This window comes from Halorubrum sp. AJ67, assembly GCF_000513435.1.
The window spans coordinates 27286-28870 of the sequence record NZ_CBVY010000015.1; the positions used below are offsets into that span (position 1 = coordinate 27286).

Below are 1585 nucleotides of genomic sequence, written 5' to 3' on the forward strand. Positions count from 1 at the left end.
GCGTCGAGCTCGGGACCGTCGTCGCCGTCGACGAGTTTGCCCTCGCCGTACGCGTGGACGGTCGTCCGGATCGGGACTCCCGAGGGGAGCCGCGCGAGGGTGAGGCTGCGGCTGGTGTGCATGTGTCCGGCTCGGTCCGGCTCGGGGTTATACCTCGGGGATGCGGTCGCGCGACGGGGGCCGTCTCGACGGGCGACCGTCCCGGTCCGACCGCGGACGCTAAGGCCGTGGCCCGTCCACCACGTTCCATGCGCGTCACCCTGCTCGGGACGGGCGACACGACCGGGACGCCGACGGTCGGCTGCGACTGCGACACCTGCGTTACGGCCCGCGAGCGCGGGGTGTCGCGGTCGCGCTTCTCGGTCCACGTCGAGAACGAGCGCACCGGCGAGTCGCTGCTCGTCGACTTCAGCCCCGACTTCAGAGGGCAGTTCCTCGCGGCCGACGTTCCCCTCCCGGACGCCGGGCTGGTGACGCACATCCACTTCGACCACCTCGACGGGCTCGGCAACGTCTACCGCCTCGTCGACGGCCTTCCGGTCCACGCCCCGAACGAGACCGACCCCGCGACCGACGAGAGCGTCGCGGAGACCATCCGCCGCAAGTACGACTACCTCGAAGACCGGATCGGCGTCCACGCCCGCGACCCCTTCGAGCCGTTCGAGACCTGCGGGTTACGGGTCCGGTTCGTCCCCGTCGACCACCCGCCGCTCGTCTGCTACGGCGTCGTCGTTGAGGACCCGGAGACGGGCGCGAAGCTCTCGCTCACCGGCGACACCAGCTACGATGTCCCGGAGCGCTCGCGCGAGGCGCTCGCCGACCCCGACCTCCTGCTCGCGGACGCCATCGTCTCCGCCTCGCTGTGCGAGCACCACCCGATCGGCGGGCGTCACGAGGGTCCCGACGGGGTCCCGCGCACCTTCGGCACGAAACACATGACCCGGGAGGGCGCGCTCGCGCTCGCCGACGACCTCGACGCCGACCGGACGCGGCTCGTCCACCTCGCGCACTTCTACCCCGCCGACGAGGCGTTCGCGGAACCGCTCGCGGTCGACGGCGAAGTCTACGAGCTGTGAGGAGCGACGACCTTCCGAACTGTACCCTTTTGCCTCGGTAGCACGTACCAGACGCAGATGGCCGCGACGGACCGCCTCCGCGCCGCGACCGATCGACTCCACGCTGCGCTCGACCGGCTGGAGCCGCCGCCGCGCGCGGTCGACTGGTCGCTGTTCGCGTTCGTCGTCGCCGAGGCGACCACCGGGCTGGTCTCGTTCACCGTCGGCGTTCCCGAGGGGTGGCCGCTGTTCTGGCTCCACCGGTCGCTCGGGGTCGGAGTCGTCGCGCTGCTCGGGTGGAAGCTCGCGCGGGTCCGCCGCCGAATCACCGATCCCGCCCTGTGGCGGCGGTCGACCGCGCTGTCCGTCCTCACCCTTGTCGCCGCGGTCGGCGCGCTCGCGACCGGGGTCGCGTGGGTGTTCGGTCTCGACGTGCGGCTCTCCTACTGGACGCTGCTCTCGGTCCACGTCGGGTTCGGTCTCGCGCTCGCCCCGCTCGTGGCCGCGCATGCGTCGACCCGCTTTCGACT

General features: G+C 72.1%; 1 protein-coding gene and 2 pseudogenes. 2 read left to right on the forward strand and 1 reads right to left on the reverse strand.

The features are described 5' to 3' along the window. A pseudogene (locus tag BN903_RS16915) lies at window positions 1-122 on the reverse strand (succinylglutamate desuccinylase); the annotation flags it as partial. A 126-nt stretch (window positions 123-248) separates the two neighbouring features. Here BN903_RS16915 and BN903_RS11690 point away from each other — a divergent pair. Beyond that, window positions 249-1076 (forward strand): MBL fold metallo-hydrolase, encoded by an 828-nt coding sequence (locus BN903_RS11690; RefSeq protein WP_048077896.1) that lies wholly within the window; start codon window positions 249-251, stop codon window positions 1074-1076. Window positions 1077-1133: 57 nt separating this feature from the next. Beyond that, a pseudogene (locus BN903_RS11695) lies at window positions 1134-1585 on the forward strand (sulfite oxidase); the annotation flags it as partial.